We start from the raw sequence: 1,990 nt of genomic DNA on the forward strand, positions 1-1,990 counted from the left end.
TGAGAGATGAGTGGGGCTTCGAGGGGTTGGTGGTAACAGACTGGTTTGGTGGTACGGATGCTGTTGCACAAATTCAGGCCGGTAACGATCTTTTGGAGCCTGGAACCAAAAACCAGTGGAAGGCCTTATTAGAAGCCGCAGAGGAAGGCACATTGCGTGTGGAAGATATCAATACATCCGTCAGGCGTATATTAAAACTGATTCTCGGGTCTAAAAAAATGGAGAATTACGAATTTTCCAATGCCCCTGACCTTAAAAACCATGCCCGCATTACCCGGGAATCGGCCTCAGAGGGTATGGTACTCTTAAAGAATGAGCAGGTACTCCCCTTGAAGGGCTCAGAAAAAATAGCGCTTTTCGGGGTTTCCTCTTTCGAGTTTATCGCCGGGGGTACCGGTTCGGGGGATGTGAATGAAGCCTATACGGTTTCCTTGCAGGAAGGTCTTGTAAATGCCGGTTTCGACATGGATCCGAATACGGCCGCGGCCTTTGAAACGCATAAAAAAAGTAATCCTGACGCGTTTATCAGACCCGAGGGCTTTGAGGCTATGGCCAATCCTTATTCCCCTCCCCAGTTTGCTCCCACTCCCGACGTTTTGACCCAGGCAGTCGGGGAAGCTGACGTTGCCATAGTGACCCTTGGGCGCAATGCCGGGGAAGGCGGGGACCGGGTGGAAAATGATGATTTCCTCCTGACGGAAATGGAAAAAAACCTGATTCAGGACGTCAGTGAAGCCTTCCACAAGGCTGGAAAAAAGTGCATAGTTGTGATGAATATAGGAGGCGTTATCGAGACATCTTCCTGGAAGGCGCTGCCGGATGCCATCCTGCTGGCCTGGCAGGGCGGGCAGGAAGGCGGGAATGCCGTTGCAGATATTCTCAGCGGGAAGGTAAACCCAAGCGGAAAATTACCGATGACATTTCCCGTACGGTTGGCCGATCACGCTTCCTCCGCAAATTTTCCTATGGATGGAGAGCCCATTAGTTTTACGGACGCCCTTTTCGGGGTCGAAGAGAAAGCGGAAAGCGAAAAAATCCCCAATAAGGATTTTACAAAATATGAAGAAGGGATCTATGTAGGATACCGGCATTTTGATAAAAATGATCTGGTCGTTTCCTATCCTTTCGGATACGGACTTTCCTATACTGATTTTGATATGGGTGCGATGGAAATCACTACCGATGATTCCGCTATAGAGGTTGGAATAACGGTTAAGAATATTGGGGAAGTTGCCGGGAAAGAGGTGATCCAGATCTATAGTTCCAAACCCGACACAGGTATAGACCGGCCCAGGCGGGAGCTGCGCGCTTTTGCCAAAACCCCCCTGCTCCAACCGGGGGATTCCACCCGGATCAATCTTAACATTCCGGTTTCGGAACTGTCATATTGGAATGAAGCGAAATCGGATTGGGAAATAGAGGCGGGCGCCTATATCCTGGAAGCAGGCCCTTCTTCAAGGGATTTGAAATTAAGCCTGCCTATTGAAATTGGGATGCTTCCTGAAGCCCAGTAGACAATAGGCTTTATCTAAATCAAGTATTTATAGACAGCCAGTATGGAAGTAAAGTACATTCCTGAAACCAACACCTTTGAAATAAAGGACGGCCTGAGGACGGTATATGTGGTCCTGATTGTGGTAATGTTGATCAATATCCTGAACGGGGTTATTTATTTTATAGGTAATCGCGTTCCCCCTTTTGAGTTTCTACATTATATGTGGATTAGTATTGCCATGGCCTCCCTTGTTTTATTGTGGTTTTTCATTTTCCGCAAATCCACTTTAAGCCAAGTCCCCTATGATCAAATCCTCCGGGTTGTAGAAAAAAAGGTCCTCGGAAAAAAGAAACTGCAACTGCAACTCAAAAACGGGAAAACCCGGGATTTGCCTCAAATGAAGACCGTTTCAGATCATTTGGCCCTCAGAAGAGTATTTGAGGATGCAGGCTTTGAGGTCAAATAGAACTACCCATAGCTCAACCAGCCCCAATC

2 protein-coding genes are annotated in these 1,990 nt (G+C 47.7%); both read left to right on the plus strand.

From position 1 onward, the window contains the following. A partial coding sequence (locus WBV75_RS13080) for a glycoside hydrolase family 3 C-terminal domain-containing protein (protein WP_424121030.1) occupies nt 1-1,514 on the plus strand: 1,514 nt, incomplete at its 5' end. A gap of 42 nt (nt 1,515-1,556) precedes the next feature. Then, nucleotides 1,557-1,961 carry a hypothetical protein gene (locus WBV75_RS13085; RefSeq protein WP_424121031.1) on the plus strand — a complete coding sequence of 135 codons (405 nt, stop codon included), beginning with the start codon at nt 1,557-1,559 and terminating at the stop codon, nt 1,959-1,961. The last annotated feature ends 29 nt before the right edge of the window (nt 1,962-1,990 follow it).

It is taken from the genome of Robiginitalea sp., assembly GCF_049588695.1.
In the GTDB taxonomy this organism is placed as follows: domain Bacteria; phylum Bacteroidota; class Bacteroidia; order Flavobacteriales; family Flavobacteriaceae; genus Robiginitalea.